1 protein-coding gene is annotated in these 1,003 nt (G+C 64.1%); it reads left to right on the top strand.

What is annotated here, in order from left to right:
- On the top strand, positions 1–831 hold an 831-nt coding region (locus tag NKI61_RS32805; RefSeq protein ID WP_352842421.1), incomplete at its 5' end, for a PLP-dependent transferase.
- Positions 832–1,003 lie beyond the last annotated feature (172 nt).

Below are 1,003 nucleotides of genomic sequence, written 5' to 3'. Positions count from 1 at the left end.
GGCTTCGCCGACGGCGTCGACGACAAGGCGGTGCGGGCCGCTGCGGATGCTGCGGTGGCGAAGGGGCGTGTCTCGGTCATTCTCATCGAGACGCCGTCAAATCCGACCAACAGCCTGGTCGACATCGCACTGATCCGGAAGATTGCCGACGAGATCGGCGCAAGCCAAGGATCAACGCCGATCATCGTCTGCGACAACACGCTGCTCGGCCCGGTGTTCCAGCGGCCGATCGAACATGGCGCCGATGTCTCCGTCTATTCGCTGACCAAATATGTCGGCGGCCATTCCGACCTGATCGCCGGTGCAGCCATGGGCAGCAAGGCGGTGACCAAGCCGATCAAGGCGCTGCGCGGCGCCATCGGCACGCAACTCGACCCGCATTCCTGCTGGATGCTCGGCCGCTCGCTGGAGACGCTGTCGATCCGCATGGAGCGCGCCAACGACAATGCGCGGCTCGTGGCCGAATTCCTGCGCGATCATGCCAAGGTGGAAAAGGTGCATTACCTGCCGTTCCTGGGCGAGGACACGGCAGCGGGACGCGCCTACAAGGCGCAATGCAGCGGCGCCGGGTCGACATTTTCTTTCGATATCAAAGGCGGAGAGAAGGCGGCCTTCGCCTTTCTCAACGGGCTGCAAATATTCAAGCTGGCGGTGAGCCTTGGCGGCACGGAATCGCTCGCCAGCCACCCGGCGGCGATGACGCACTCCGGCATCCCCTTCGACGTGCGCCAGCGCATCGGCGTGCTGGAGACCACGGTCAGGCTGTCGATCGGCGTCGAGCATCCGGACGATCTTATCGCCGACCTGACGCAGGCGCTGGTAGCGGTCTGATAGCTCGCTTGTAGATATCAGGAAAGGGGCGATCGCCTTGGCAGCGTCGGCGGGACAGCACCCCCTCTGGCCTGCCGGCCATCTCCCCCTCAAGGGGGGAGATCAGCAGCTCTGACCATAGCGCCCTGTCTGCAACGCTGCAGATTGGCGAAGGGCGACATGACATCCAATC

The organism is Mesorhizobium sp. M0514, from assembly GCF_040321145.1.
Classification (GTDB): domain Bacteria; phylum Pseudomonadota; class Alphaproteobacteria; order Rhizobiales; family Rhizobiaceae; genus Mesorhizobium.
This window is presented reverse-complemented; position numbering and strand designations above follow the sequence as displayed.